Here is a 12530-nt window from a genome sequence, read left to right as displayed (position 1 = left end):
GCAAACGCGAATTCACGTAACAGGGGGGTCGTTTCCATGCATCATGTTTGATACATTGCGACATGGTTGACCGAATCGTGGGCGAATGTCGGCTGTTGTAGGCACGAAGAACCGTGCCTCGCCTTAAAATGACCGCTTTGCCGTAGCGCGCGCGTGCGCTGCCTGATGCGGCGCCTTCCGACGTTGTCCTGTCCGGCCTGCCGCCGGCGATCTCCAGTCCATGTCTTCCCCTGCCGCCACTACTGCCGAAGCGTCTGACAGCGTCTTCGGCGATACCTCGTTCCGTCGCTTCTGGTTCGCGCGCCTGTGCACCACCATCGGCTACCAGATCTTCACCGTGGCGGTCGGATGGCAGATGTACGACCTGACGCGCGACGCGTTCATGCTCGGCCTGGTGGGGCTGGTGCAGTTCCTGCCGTCGGTGGTCCTGATCCTGATGTCCGGGCACGTGGCCGACCGCTTCGACCGCCGGCGCATCGTGCGGACCTGCCAGGCGCTGGAAGCGCTGATCGCCGTGGCGATGGCAGTGGCAAGCCTCTCGGGCCGGATCAACCCCGAGCACATCTTCGTGTTCGTCGCGCTGATCGGCGCCACGCGCGCGTTCGAGACGCCGACGCTGCAGGCGCTGCTGCCGAGCGTGGTGACGCCGCGCCAGTTGCCGCGCGCGGTGGCGCTGGCCAGCTCGGCGGGGCAGGCCGCCATCATCATCGGCCCGGCCATTGGCGGCTTTGCCTATGTCGCGGGGCCGGGCGTGGTGTATGGGCTGAGCGCCACGCTGTTCGCGGTCGCAGCTGTCCTGGTCAGCGGCCTGACGTTGCGCCAGCCCGTCCAGCGGCTGACCGCGCCGGTGAGCGTGAAGACGCTGTTTGCGGGGTTTGGCTATATCCGCAGCCGGCCGGTATTGCTCGGCGCGATCTCGCTGGACCTGTTCGCGGTGCTGCTCGGCGGCGCGACGGCGCTGCTGCCGATCTATGCGCGCGACATCCTGCACACCGGCCCGTGGGGCCTGGGGCTGCTGCGTTCGTCGCCGGCCATCGGTGCGCTGGTCACCGCGCTGTGGCTGGCCCGGCATCCGCTCAACCGCCGCGCGGGCAAGGTGATGTTCGGCGCCGTGGCGGTATTCGGCGCGGCCACGCTGGTGTTCGGCGTGTCGCACTGGCTGCCCTTGTCGATGGCCGCGCTGGTCGTGCTCGGCGCGTCCGACATGATCAGCGTGGTGGTGCGTTCGACGCTGGTCCAGCTCGATACGCCCGACGACATGCGCGGGCGCGTGGGCGCCGTCAACTCGGTCTTCATTGGCGCGTCCAACCAGCTGGGCGAGTTCGAGTCCGGCGTGACGGCGGCGCTGCTGGGCCCGATTGGCGCGGTGGTCCTCGGCGGCGTGGGCACGCTGCTGGTGGTGGCGCTGTGGATGCGCATGTTCCCGGCACTGACCCACCGCGACCGCCTGCACGACCATCCGGGCTGAGCGCCGGCATGCGAGCGTACCCGTTTCTGCGTGGGCGCCACGACGTCACGGACGCCACCGCGGTGGATCGCGTATAGTCCCCCGGACACATCCGACGCGCATGGCCGCCCCTGACACCCGCCTCCCATCCGGCACCGATCCGCTGCGACACCATGCGGTGTTCAACGCGCTGACGGGCTCGCGCGCGTCGCTGGAGCGCGCCACCGCACTCGGAGACGGACTCGGCCTGGCACTGTGGCGCAACCGGCATGACGACACCGCGTACGCGCAGCCGGGCCATCACACGCTGTCGGTATACCTCGAAGGCGGCCACTCCACGTATCGGCTCGACCAGCCCGGCAACCTCGGCGCTCCGGGCCGCCTCTGCGTGCTGCCCGCGGATCATGAATCACGCTGGCACGTGGGCGGTACGCAGCGCTTCCTGCATCTCTATTTCGATCCCGAGTACGTAGCCTGGCACTGCATCCGGCTGCTCGACCGCGAGCCGCGCGGCCTGCAGCTGCGCGACCTGACGTTCGCGCAGGACCCGTACCTGTTCGCGCTCGGCCAGCGCCTGGCCGCGCTCGACTGGCAGGCGCCCGACGCGCGCATGACGGGCAACGCGCTTGCCCATGACGCCGTCACGCACCTGCTGCTCAGCCATGCCGCGCACCGGCCCGGCACCGACTGGCGCGGCGGGCTGTCCGTCACGGCGCGCCGCGCCGTGCGCGACTGGATCGAGGCCCATCCGGAACAGAACCCGACGCTCGGCGAACTCGCCGCGCTCGCGGGCCTGTCGGAATACCATTTCGCGCGCATGTTCCGCGTGAGCTTCGGCATGCCGCCGCATGCGTGGATCCTGCGCGCGCGGCTCCAGCGCGCCATGCGGCTGCTGAGCGATGCGCGCCTGCCGCTGAACGAGGTGGCGGCGCGCGCCGGCTTTGCCTCGGCGAGCCACTTCAACAACCGCTTCCGTAGCGCGTTCGGCATCACGCCCGGCGCATGGCGCGCCGCCCGCGCGCGTTGATCGGACGCGCCGCCGGCCGCAGGTGCCGGAAACCATTTCCTTTTGCGCTTGCCCTCTGAAAAGCAGGGTTGCGATTGCGTCGTTTGCCGGCGAATGTCCGAGATCGCATAGGGTTCAGGAGGCTGATCCCAGACTTCGCGGAGGTGTGTTGACACCGAGCGCTATCGCGACGCGCGCACGCAGAAACGGGTACGCCCAACAGCCAGGAGCCGCTTTTGAGGAACTGGAATATCGACGCCGACAGCAAGCATGTGCTGGAGGACGCCGGCTGCAAGATCGCCGTGCCGATCCAGCAAGAGCGCATGCCGGACCCGGGCGTCACGCCCGGGTCCGTGCCCCCCACGGCCACGCCGGACCCGCGCGCGAACCCGCTGCGGCGGGCAGGCTAAGCGCGCGCGTCCTCGTCGGCGAACAGCGTACAGGCTCCGGCCTCGGCGTCGCTGACGTTGCGTCGGAAAGTCGCGAACAGGTCGCGTCCGACGCCGTGGCGGTTGGGGCTGAGGTCGGGGCGCACGGGCTCGCGCGCATCCCACTCGGCATCGGGCACCAGCACGGTCAGCACGCCGGCAGGCGCGTCGACGCGCACCATGTCGCCGCTGCGCACGCGTCCGATGCCGCCGCCGTTCAGCGCTTCCGGACAGGCGTGGATGGCCGCGGGCACCTTGCCCGAGGCACCGGACATGCGCCCATCGGTCACCAGCGCGACGTGGAAGCCGCGGTCCTGCAGCACCGTCAGCGTCGGCGTGAGCTTGTGCAGCTCGGGCATGCCGCATGACGCCGGCCCTTGCCATGGCAGCACCGCGACGAAATCGCGCTCCAGTTCCCCGCGCTTGAACGCAGCGATGACGTCGTCCTGGTGCTCGAACACGATGGCGGGCGCTTCCACCACCTGGTGCTCGGGCTTCACCGCGGAGGTCTTGATCACGGCGCGCCCAAGCCTGCCATCGAGCAGCTTGATGCCGCCGTCCGGCAGGAATGGCTGCGCGGCACCGCGCACGATGGTGTCGTCCAGCGTGGCGGTCGGCCCGTCGATCCATTCAAGCTTGCCTTCGCGCAGCACCGGCTCGCGCGTGTAGGCCTCCAGCCCGCGGCCGACTACGGTGTTGACGTCGTCATGGAGAAGGCCCAGTTCGAGCAGCCCGCGGATCACCACGGACAGCCCGCCCGCGGCCTGGAACTGGTTCACGTCGGCCTTGCCGTTCGGGTAGACGCGCGCCAGCAGAGGCACCGCGGCCGACAGTTCGTCGAAGTCATCCCACGTCAGCAGAATGCCGGCCACGCGCGCCATGGCGATCAGGTGCAGCGTGTGGTTGGTCGAGCCGCCCGTGGCCAGCAGGCCGACGACGCCGTTGACGAAGGCGTGCTCGTCCAGCACCTCGGCTACCGGCGTATAGCGCTCGCCGCCATGCACGAGGCGCAGCGCCTGCCGTGCCGATTCGCGCGTGAGCGCCTCGCGCAGCGGCGTGTTCGGGTTGATGAAGGCCGTGCCCGGCAGATGCAGTCCCATCATCTCCATCAGCATCTGGTTGGAGTTGGCCGTGCCGTAGAACGTGCAGGTGCCGGGGCCGTGGTAGGAGCGTGTCTCGGCTTCGAGCAGTTCCTTGCGGCCGATCTTGCCTTCGGCGTAGAGCTGGCGCACGTGCGCCTTTTCGTCGTTGCTCATGCCGGTGGTCATCGGCCCGCCGGGCACGAACACCGCGGGCAGGTGGCCGAACGACAGGGCGCCCATCACCAGCCCTGGCACGATCTTGTCGCACACGCCCAGGTACAGCGCGCCGTCGAACATCTGGTGCGACAGCGCTACCGCCGTGGCCAGCGCGATCACATCGCGCGAAAACAGCGACAGGTCCATGCCGTCCTGCCCCTGGGTCACGCCGTCGCACATGGCCGGCGTGCCGCCGGCGAACTGCGCGGTGCCGCCAGCCTCCAGCGCCGCTTCCTTCAGCCATTGCGGAAAGGCTGCAAGCGGCTGGTGCGCCGACAGCATGTCGTTGTACGCCGAGACGATCGCCAGATTCGGCCGTTCGTCGGCCTTGAGACGGATCTTGGCCTCGTCCGGCATGGCCGCCACGGCGTGCGCAAGGTTGGTACAGGAAAGCTGGGTGCGCTCGACCTTCTGGCCCGCCATGGCGCGGGTGCGGTCGAGGTAAGCCTGCCGGGAAGGGCCGCTGCGCGAGACGATGCGGGCCGTGACCCGTTCGAGGACTGGGTGACGAGGCATAGGATTCTCCTGCGGGGTTGCTTCCAGCCTAGCGCACTTCGCGGCACGCTGCACGCGCCACGGGACCGGCTCGGGTCACGCAGAAACGGGTACGCTTGTGGCTCGCGCGCCTCGCCAAGCGGCGCCGACTCACGTAAACTGCCCGGAACTTATGCGCCGCGGGCAGACACTCAATCCATGGGGCCGCATCGGGCAGGGCCGCGCTCGCAGCGCTCGCAGTGTTCTGACCGCCATCCTTCAAGGAGTCCACGGTGAGCATGCCTGATTTCGACATGGTGCTGTTCGGCGGCACCGGCGACCTGGCGCGGCGCAAGCTGTTGCCATCCCTTTTTGACGCCCATCATGCCGGGCTGCTGCATCCGCAGGCCCGTATCCTGGCCACCGGCAGCCAGCCGCTCAGCCAGCAGGACTACCTCGATTCGCTGGAGCAGGGCGTGCGCCCGGGCCTGGCGCATGCGCCGCCCGAGTCATGGGCCGCGTTCCTGGCCCGCATCTGCTACGTGCAGGCCGATGCACGCGTGCCGGCGCACTTCGACGCGCTCGCCGAAAAGGTACTGTCGCGCCGTCCTGAAGTGGTGGTGTGCTACCTGGCCACCGCGCCGCACCTGTTCGTGCCGATCTGCGAACAGCTGGCGCGCACCGGGCTGAACACGCCCAATGTGCGCATCGTGCTGGAAAAGCCGCTGGGGCACGACCTCGAATCCTCGGAAGCGATCAACGCTGCCGTGGCGAAGTTCTTCGCCGAGGATCAGATCTATCGCATCGATCACTACCTGGGCAAGGAGTCGGTGCAGAACCTGATGGCGATCCGCTTCGGCAACGCGCTGTTCGAGCCGCTGTGGCGGCGCGAATGGGTGCAGGACGTGCAGATCACCATTGCCGAGGAGCTCGGCGTCGAGACGCGCGGCGACTTCTACGACCAGACTGGCGCGCTGCGCGACATGGTGCAGAACCACCTGCTGCAACTGCTGTGCATGGTGGCCATGGAGCCACCGGCCAGCCTGTCGGAAGACGCCATCCGCGACGAGAAGATCAAGATCCTCAAGGCGCTCAAGCCGATCACGCCGCAGGCGGTGGCCGAGAAGACCGTGCGCGGCCAGTACCGGGCCGGGGCCATTGGCGGCAAGCCGGTGCCGGGCTACCTCGACGAGAAGGGCATCGCCGCCGACAGCCGTACCGAGACCTTCGTTGCGATCAAGGCCGAGATCGCCAACTGGCGCTGGGAAGGCGTGCCGTTCTACCTGCGCACCGGCAAGCGCATGCAGTCGCGCGTGGCCGAGATCGTGGTCCATTTCCGCGATGTGCCGCACGCCATCTTCCCGCGCCCGCTGACGCTGTCGCCGCAGAACCGGCTGGTGATCCAGCTGCAGCCCGAAGAGAGCATCCGGCTGTACTTCCTGGTCAAGCAGCCCGGCGACACGCTGGAGCTGACGCCGACGTCGCTCGATCTCGATTTCGCCAACTCGTTCAAGGTGCGCCGCGCCGGTGCCTACGAGCGCCTGTTGCTCGACGTGATCCGCGGCCGGCTGGGCCTGTTCGTGCGGCGTGACGAGCAGGTGCAGGCGTGGCGCTGGGTGGAGCCGATCCTCGACACCTGGGAAGAGAGCAACGTGCCGCCCAAGCCGTATACCGCCGGCACGTGGGGCCCGGCCGCCTCGTCGGCGCTGATGTCGCGCGACGACGCCCTGTGGCATGAGGAAGCCTGACCCGGAGACACGGCCATGCGCGAGTTCGAACATGCAACGTTGATGGACCAGGCCGAAGCGCTGGCGATCTCCGTCGGCCATGCGCTGGACCTGGCGATCCGCGTCAACGGCTGGGCCGTGCTCGCGGTGTCGGGCGGGCGCTCGCCGGTGCCGATGTTCGAGCGCCTGCGCTACCGGCCCGTGCGCTGGGAAGCCGTGACCGTCACGCTGGTCGACGAGCGGGTGGTGCCGCCCGACCATCCCGACAGCAACGGCGGGATGGTCCGCGCGCACCTGCTGCGCGAGGCCGCGGCCAGCGCCGCGTTCGTGCCGCTGATCGCTGACGCCGACGAGGTCGCCGAGCCGGCGCGCGCGGTGGCGCGCCTGAACCAGGCGTTCCGCCAGCCCGACGTCGTGGTGCTGGGCATGGGCGAGGACGGACATACCGCGTCGCTCTTTCCCGACGCGCCCGAACTGCAGGCCGCGCTGAGCGACCCCAGGCCCGGCTACCTGGTCACGCATCCGGCGGCCGCGCCGCATGTCCGCGTGACGCTGAACCTGGCCGCGCTGCTGGGCGCCGAGCGCACGTTCCTGGCCGTCGCCGGCGAGGAGAAAGGCAAGGTACTGGACCGCGCCAAGGAAGGGCCTGCGCCCGCCTTGCCAGTCAGCATCTTGCTGGCCAACCAGCGGCGCGGCTTCGATATCTTCCGCGCGTGAGCGATGCCATGACTGCTTCGGCCGTGCCTGTCGGCGATACCACCTACCCGCGCACCTACCCGCGCCTGCTTGCCGACGTAGGCGGCACCAACGTGCGCTTCGCGCTCGAAACCGCGCCCATGCAGATCGGCGCGGTGACCGCGCTGAAGGTGGCGGACCATCCGTCGCTCGAAGCGGCCATGCGCCACTACCTTGACGGGCTGCGCGCCGCCGGTGCCACGCTGCCGCGTCATGCGGCCATCGGCCTGGCCAACCCGGTCACGGGTGACCAGGTCAGGCTGACCAACCACGACTGGGCTTTCTCGATCGAGGCTACGCGGCGGGCGGTGGGCCTGGAGCGGCTGGTCGCCATCAACGACTTCACCTCGCTGGCGCTGGCCTTGCCTTACCTCGGCGCGAGCGATCTCGTGCAGGTGCGGCCCGGCCAGGCCGTGGCCACTGCGCCGCGTGCGCTGGTGGGACCCGGCACCGGGCTCGGGGTCTCGGGGCTGGTGCCGTCCGCCGCCGGGGTCGCGGTCGCGCTGGCGGGCGAGGGCGGCCATATCGAGCTGATGCCCGTGACCGACGACGAGTGGATCGCCTGGCAAGCCGCGCACCGCACCCTCGGACGCGTGTCGGCGGAGCGGCTTTTGTCGGGCATGGGCCTGTCGCATATCCACGCCGCGCTGTCCGCAGAAACGGGTACGCCCCCCGACGTGCCGCTGACGCCGGAGCAGGTCACCACGGGGGCGTTCGAGCGACACGATCCGCTCTGCGAGCGCACCATGGCGGTCTTCTTCGGCCTGCTCGGCTCGGTTGCGGCAGATGTGGCGCTGGTGCTGGGCGCGCTCGGCGGCGTCTACCTGGGCGGCGGCATCCTGCCGCGTTTCGTGCCGGCGCTGCAGGCGTCCACGTTCAACGCGCGCTTCGTCGCCAAGGGCCGCATGCAGGGCTACCTCGACAAGCTGCCGGTGTATGTGATCACCGCCAGCTATCCCGCGCTGCCGGGGCTGGCGCGCGCGCTGGCGGATGCGCTCCATCCCGGCCAGCCACAGATCGGATAAGAGATCGGATAAGAGATCGGAAAAGACATGCGCGTGTTGCTGGTGGAAGACGATGCCATGATCGGCGACAGCGTGAAGCTCGCGCTGCGCCAGGAAGGGTTTGCCGTGGACTGGGTGCAGGACGGCGAGGCCGGACTTGCTGCCGCGACGCCCACCGGTGGCTGCGCCGACGCGGCCTGCTATGACGTGGTCCTGCTCGACCTCGGGCTGCCGCGCCTCCCGGGCCTCGACGTGCTGCGTGCCCTGCGCGCGCGCGGCGTGTCCACGCCGGTGCTGATCCTGACCGCGCGCGACGCGGTGGCAGATCGCGTGGCCGGGCTCAATGCGGGCGCGGACGACTACCTCGTCAAGCCGTTCGACCTGCAGGAACTGGCCGCGCGCATGCACGCGCTGGCGCGCCGCGCCGAAGGCCGGGCCGAGCCGGTCCTCAGCTACGGGACCATTTCGCTCAACCCGGCGACGCGGGAAGTGACGCTGAGCGGCGAGCCGGTGCGGCTGTCCGCGCGCGAATTCTCGCTGCTGTCGGCGCTGATGGCGCGCCCGGGCAAGGTCTGGTCGGTGGCGCAGCTGCAGGAGCGCCTCTACGGCTGGGATGACGAGGTGGGCAGCAACACCGTGGAGGTCTATATCCACGCGCTGCGCAAGAAGTTCGGCGCCGCGCTGATCCGCAATATCCGTGGCGTGGGCTATGTCGTGCCCCGGCTCGAAGAGGAAGCAGGACACTGATGCGCTCGATCCAGCGAACCCTGCTGTGGTGGCTTGCCGCCGGCCTGCTCGCCGGCATCGCCATGGCGACCGTGCTGATCTACGGGCAGGCCCGCCAGGAAGCCAATGCCCTGTTCGACTACCAGATGAAGCAGGTCGCGGCCGCGCTGCCGAGCCAGTTCGCCGTCCCGGTGGCGCCGCCGTTTTTCGTCGAGGGTGGGGCCGGCGCCGACCTGCTGCACGCGGACGAGGACGTGGTCATCCATATCTGGGATGGCTCCGGCCGCAGCCTGTACCTCTCGCACGCGCATCCGGCCCTGCCGGCGCGGGCGGAACTGGGTTTCTCCAATGTCAGCACCGCCGAAGGCGAATGGCGGCTCTACAGCATGCAGCTGGGTCCCGCCGTGGTGCAGATCGCGCAGCCCATGAGTGCGCGACGGACGCTGGCCGCGCGCATGGCGCTGCGCACCGTGGCGCCGCTGCTGCTCCTGCTGCCGTTGCTGGCCTGGCTGGTATGGATGGCGGTGGGCCGCGGCCTGCGGCCCTTGCGCGAGATCGCCACCCAAGTGCGGGCGCGCGACGCCAGCTCGCTCGCGCCGCTGGCCGTGCGCCCGATGCCGGACGAGATCGCGCCGCTCAGCCACGCACTCGACCAGCTCCTGGCGCGGCTGTCGCATGCGCTGGACACCCAGCGCGCATTCGTGGCCGATGCCGCGCACGCGCTGCGCACGCCGCTGACGGCACTGCAATTGCAGGCGCAATTGGTGGAGCGCGCCGAAGATCCGCAGGCCCGGCGCGAGGCGCTCGGCAAGCTGCGCCAGGGCCTGGAGCGCCTGACCCATCTGGTGGCTCAGTTGCTGACGCTGGCGCGCCAGGAGCCCGGCGCGGTGACGCTGCCCCATGACCCGCTGGACTTGCCCGATCTGGCCGCCGGCGTGGTGGCCGACATGGCCCAGGCCGCGCTCGACCGGGAAATCGACCTCGGCATGGACGCGGACAGCCTGCCGGCGGCCCGCCCCATACGCCCCATACGCCCCGCATGCCCCATACGTATACGCGGCGATGCCGATGCCCTGCGCATCCTGCTGACCAACCTGATCGACAACGCGCTGGCGTACATTCCGCGCGGCAGCCGCGTCGACGTGCAGGTGAGGCACGTGCAAGGCGGCCATGAGGTGGAACTGGTGGTCAGCGACAACGGGCCGGGCATTCCGGCAGCCGAGCGCGGGCGCGTATTCGACCGCTTCTACCGCCTGCCCGATGCCCCGACGGGCGGCAGCGGACTCGGGCTGGCCATCGTGGCCGAGATCGCGCAGTCGCACGGCGCCCGCCTCGTGCTGGAGGACGCGGCTCCGGGCCTGCGCGTACGCGTGACGTTCCCGGCCGCCTGAGCAGGCAAGCGAGCAGGTAAGCCGCTCAGACCGGCGTCAGCAGCGGCTCGCCGGCGAAGTGGCGGCGGGCATTCTCGAGGAACTGGTCCACCGACGCCTGGATCGCTTCCGGCGACCAGCCGCCCATGTGCGGGGTCAAGACGAGGTTCGGGCAGTCCAGCAGCACCATGGGGGGCGCCGGTTCGCTCTCGTAGACATCGAGGCCGGCACCGCGAACCGTACCCGCGTGCAGCGCTTGCGCGAGCGCGGCGGTGTCCACCACGCTGCCGCGTGCGATGTTGACGAGAAAGCCGTTCGGGCCCAGTGCGGCCAGCACGCCGGCGTCCACGAGGTGACGCGTGCCGGCGCCGCCGGGCGTCGCGATGACAAGGTAGTCGGCCCACTGCGCCAGCGCGCTCACGCTGTCGAAATACCGGTACGTCGTGTCGGTACGCGCCGTGCGGTTGTGATAGCCGATTTCCAGGTCGAACCCTTCGCCACGCCGCGCGATGCGCCGGCCGATGGTCCCCAGGCCGACGATGCCCATCCGCCTGCCCGAGAAATTCGGACTCAGCGGCAGCGTGTCACGCCACTGGCCGGCGCGCGTGGCGATGTCCAGTTGAGGTACCGCGCGCACCGCGGCCAGCAGCAGCGCCATGGCGTGGTCGGCCACGCAACTGTCATTGGTGCCGGCGCCGTTGGCCACGGCAATGCCGCGCGCGCGGGCATGTTCGTGCGCGATGTTCTCGTAGCCGGCGCCCAGCGCGCAGACCAGTTCGAGCCGCGGCATGGCGTCGATTTCAGTCGCCGTCAGGCCGATCGAGCCCATCGTGAGCACCGCCCGCGCCGTGCTGCCATGCGTGGCTACGGCGTCGGCACGCGCGGCCGCATCGGGCGCGTAGTGCACGGTGAATCGCTCGCCAAGGCTGGCGAGGTGTTGTGGCGACATCGGGTTCAGGACAAGCAGGACGGGCTTCATGACGGGAGACTGCGGGGCACTGCCGTGGTCACGGCGTATGGCGGAAGGGAGACGAGGCGCACATTCTAGCGCCGCTGCGCCATATGCGCCGGCCGGCCCTGTCCCTGCCAGGGTGCCGCGCGAATGTGTCCGGTAAAGAAGATGTGCCCAATGGCGGGCACGCAGAAACGGGTACGCCTGACCAGGAACAGCGTACGCAGAAACAGGTACGCACGCAGAAACGGGTACGCATGGTGGCGCCGCGCTTCAGGAAAAGGCGGCGTTTGTGCTCTCCGGCGCGGCACTTGCGGCAGCAAATCCCGGGCGTCTCGACGCTTTTGCCATGCACGCAGAAACGGGTACGCTTTGGCACGCGCGTATCATCGCGCTGTCCTTCACTTCCGGAATTCATGCATGCGCGCGATCGGCAATTTCCTCTGGTTCATCCTTGGCGGCGTCTTCATGGGCCTGGCCTGGTGGCTCGCGGGGCTGCTGGCCTTCTGCTCGATCGTCGGCATCCCATGGGGCAAGGCCTGCTTCGTGATCGGCAGTTTCACGTTCTTTCCGTTCGGCAAGCAGGCGATCGGCCGGCGCGAACTGAACCAGCGCGACGACATCGGCACCGGCGCACTCGGCATGGTCGGCAATGTGCTGTGGTTCCTCTTTGCCGGGATCTGGCTGGCGATCGGCCACGTGATGTCGGCCATCGCCTGCTTCGTGACCATCATCGGCATTCCGTTCGCCATCCAGCACCTGAAGCTCGCCGGCATCGCGCTGGCACCGATCGGGCAGACGGTGGTGAGCAATGAGGTGGCCGAGGCCGCGCGGCGCGATGGGGCGCGTGCGCACGTGGATGGACTGAGGCGCTAAGCGTCCCCGGACTGGTTGTCGCGCATGGCGTGGGCAACCAGCCGGTCGAGCAGACTCCCCAGCACCGCCTGCTCCTCCTCGTTCAGGCAGCCGAAGATCTCCTCGTTGCGTCTGGCGATCATCGCAATGGCCTGCCGATACATGGGCTTGCCTTGCGGCGTCAGTGCCAGCACCACGCCGCGCCCGTCGGCCTCGCTTGCGGACTTGCTGACCAGGCCGCGATCCACCAGCGCTTGCGCCGAGCGGCTCGCCTGGCCCTTGGTCAGGTTGGCCTTCTGCGCCAGCGCATTGACCGATAGCGGCGCGAACGCGCCAATGGCGGCCAGGCAGCGGCCTTCGCTGAGCAGCAGGCCGCATTGCTCGAGGTAAGCGTAGGCGCTGTCCTTGTCGCTGAGCTTGTTGACCTGATGCAGGCGGTAGGTCAGGAACTGGTCCAGGCGGGGCAGGGCTTTCATATCGGATCCGTGCGGGGAGACGGGACTTTACA

General features: G+C 69.4%; 12 protein-coding genes. 9 read left to right on the top strand and 3 right to left on the bottom strand.

The features are described from left to right. The first annotated feature begins 220 nt into the window (after window positions 1-220). The 3 genes from KHO22_RS16525 (at window position 221) to KHO22_RS16515 (ending at window position 2863) form a co-directional block, all read left to right on the top strand. On the top strand, window positions 221-1468 hold the full coding sequence (locus KHO22_RS16525; protein ID WP_211948235.1) for an MFS transporter: 1248 nt from the start codon (window positions 221-223) through the stop codon (window positions 1466-1468). A 100-nt stretch (window positions 1469-1568) separates the two neighbouring features. Beyond that, a complete protein-coding gene (locus tag KHO22_RS16520; RefSeq protein ID WP_230426898.1) occupies window positions 1569-2474 on the top strand; it encodes a helix-turn-helix domain-containing protein in 906 nt (301 codons plus the stop codon). Between the two features lie 215 nt (window positions 2475-2689). Further along, window positions 2690-2863 carry a hypothetical protein gene (locus KHO22_RS16515; protein WP_211948234.1) on the top strand — a complete coding sequence of 58 codons (174 nt, stop codon included), beginning with the start codon at window positions 2690-2692 and terminating at the stop codon, window positions 2861-2863. Here the strand turns inward: KHO22_RS16515 and edd are convergent. Beyond that, window positions 2860-4695 carry a phosphogluconate dehydratase gene (edd, locus tag KHO22_RS16510; protein ID WP_211948233.1) on the bottom strand — a complete coding sequence of 612 codons (1836 nt, stop codon included), beginning with the start codon at window positions 4693-4695 and terminating at the stop codon, window positions 2860-2862. The genes KHO22_RS16515 and edd overlap by 4 nt on opposite strands. 257 nt (window positions 4696-4952) lie before the next feature. On the opposite strand from edd, the gene zwf reads away from it, so the two are divergent. From zwf to KHO22_RS16485, 5 genes are read left to right on the top strand one after another with little or no spacing between them, the layout of a single operon-like run. Further along, a complete protein-coding gene (gene zwf, locus KHO22_RS16505) occupies window positions 4953-6401 on the top strand; it encodes a glucose-6-phosphate dehydrogenase (protein ID WP_211948232.1) in 1449 nt (482 codons plus the stop codon). Between the two features lie 15 nt (window positions 6402-6416). Continuing rightward, window positions 6417-7097 carry a 6-phosphogluconolactonase gene (pgl, locus tag KHO22_RS16500; protein ID WP_211948231.1) on the top strand — a complete coding sequence of 227 codons (681 nt, stop codon included), beginning with the start codon at window positions 6417-6419 and terminating at the stop codon, window positions 7095-7097. Window positions 7098-7105: 8 nt separating this feature from the next. Further along, a complete protein-coding gene (locus KHO22_RS16495; RefSeq protein ID WP_211948230.1) occupies window positions 7106-8140 on the top strand; it encodes a glucokinase in 1035 nt (344 codons plus the stop codon). A gap of 27 nt (window positions 8141-8167) precedes the next feature. Beyond that, complete coding sequence (locus KHO22_RS16490) at window positions 8168-8866, top strand: response regulator (RefSeq protein WP_211948229.1); 699 nt, start codon at window positions 8168-8170, stop codon at window positions 8864-8866. After that, window positions 8866-10236, top strand: a complete 1371-nt coding sequence (locus KHO22_RS16485) for a sensor histidine kinase (protein WP_211948228.1) — start codon at window positions 8866-8868, stop codon at window positions 10234-10236. Before KHO22_RS16490 ends, KHO22_RS16485 begins: the two co-directional genes overlap by 1 nt. A gap of 25 nt (window positions 10237-10261) precedes the next feature. Here the strand turns inward: KHO22_RS16485 and KHO22_RS16480 are convergent, their stop codons facing one another. Next, window positions 10262-11194 (bottom strand): 2-hydroxyacid dehydrogenase, encoded by a 933-nt coding sequence (locus KHO22_RS16480; RefSeq protein WP_211948227.1) that lies wholly within the window; start codon window positions 11192-11194, stop codon window positions 10262-10264. Between the two features lie 393 nt (window positions 11195-11587). Between KHO22_RS16480 and KHO22_RS16475 the strand changes: the two genes are divergently transcribed. Beyond that, window positions 11588-12043 (top strand): YccF domain-containing protein, encoded by a 456-nt coding sequence (locus KHO22_RS16475; protein WP_211948226.1) that lies wholly within the window; start codon window positions 11588-11590, stop codon window positions 12041-12043. Here KHO22_RS16475 and KHO22_RS16470 read toward each other — a convergent pair. After that, on the bottom strand, window positions 12040-12498 hold the full coding sequence (locus KHO22_RS16470) for a MarR family winged helix-turn-helix transcriptional regulator (RefSeq protein ID WP_211948225.1): 459 nt from the start codon (window positions 12496-12498) through the stop codon (window positions 12040-12042). The two genes, KHO22_RS16475 and KHO22_RS16470, sit on opposite strands and share 4 nt — an antisense overlap. Window positions 12499-12530: the final 32 nt, after the last annotated feature.

Origin of the sequence: Cupriavidus yeoncheonensis (assembly GCF_905397275.1) — a bacterium.
Taxonomy (GTDB): Bacteria; Pseudomonadota; Gammaproteobacteria; order Burkholderiales; family Burkholderiaceae; genus Cupriavidus; species Cupriavidus yeoncheonensis.
Note: the sequence above shows the minus strand (reverse complement) of the source record. Positions and strands in the feature narration are given on the sequence as shown.

Bases quoted from the DNA above. Each gene is read 5' to 3' on its own strand.
- KHO22_RS16525 (WP_211948235.1), top strand. From the start codon at position 221: ATGTCTTCCCCTGCCGCCACTACTGCCGAAGCGTCTGACAGCGTCTTC.
- KHO22_RS16520 (WP_230426898.1), top strand. From the start codon at position 1,569: ATGGCCGCCCCTGACACCCGCCTCCCATCCGGCACCGATCCGCTGCGA.
- edd (WP_211948233.1), bottom strand. From the start codon at position 4,695: ATGCCTCGTCACCCAGTCCTCGAACGGGTCACGGCCCGCATCGTCTCG.
- zwf (WP_211948232.1), top strand. From the start codon at position 4,953: ATGCCTGATTTCGACATGGTGCTGTTCGGCGGCACCGGCGACCTGGCG.
- pgl (WP_211948231.1), top strand. From the start codon at position 6,417: ATGCGCGAGTTCGAACATGCAACGTTGATGGACCAGGCCGAAGCGCTG.
- KHO22_RS16495 (WP_211948230.1), top strand. From the start codon at position 7,106: ATGACTGCTTCGGCCGTGCCTGTCGGCGATACCACCTACCCGCGCACC.
- KHO22_RS16490 (WP_211948229.1), top strand. From the start codon at position 8,168: ATGCGCGTGTTGCTGGTGGAAGACGATGCCATGATCGGCGACAGCGTG.
- KHO22_RS16485 (WP_211948228.1), top strand. From the start codon at position 8,866: ATGCGCTCGATCCAGCGAACCCTGCTGTGGTGGCTTGCCGCCGGCCTG.
- KHO22_RS16480 (WP_211948227.1), bottom strand. From the start codon at position 11,194: ATGAAGCCCGTCCTGCTTGTCCTGAACCCGATGTCGCCACAACACCTC.
- KHO22_RS16475 (WP_211948226.1), top strand. From the start codon at position 11,588: ATGCGCGCGATCGGCAATTTCCTCTGGTTCATCCTTGGCGGCGTCTTC.
- KHO22_RS16470 (WP_211948225.1), bottom strand. From the start codon at position 12,498: ATGAAAGCCCTGCCCCGCCTGGACCAGTTCCTGACCTACCGCCTGCAT.